The 260-nt window shown below is 50.4% G+C and carries 2 tRNA genes; both read left to right on the forward strand.

Annotation, left to right across the window (positions count from 1 at the left end):
- Positions 1-62 precede the first annotated feature (62 nt).
- A tRNA-Ile gene (locus tag AC0V2Y_RS28625) sits at positions 63-139 on the forward strand.
- 25 nt (positions 140-164) lie between these two features.
- Positions 165-240, forward strand: a tRNA-Ala gene (locus tag AC0V2Y_RS28630).
- Positions 241-260: the final 20 nt, after the last annotated feature.

Genomic DNA, 260 nt, shown 5'->3' on the forward strand with positions numbered 1-260 from the left:
GTAAATGGTTCACGCATCAAATGTTCACACTTATCGGCTGTTAATAAAGAAGAACAGCATTTGGGGCTGTAGCTCAGCTGGTTAGAGCACCGTGTTGATAACGCGGGGGTCGTTGGTTCGAGTCCAACCAGCCCTACCAGTTTCTGTAGTCTGGAAATACCCTAGGGGGATTAGCTCAGCTGGGAGAGCACCTGCTTTGCAAGCAGGGGGTCGTCGGTTCGATCCCGTCATCCTCCACCAAAAGTTCAAACGTAAATCAG

The sequence above is a fragment of the Janthinobacterium sp. BHSEK genome, assembly GCF_056174685.1.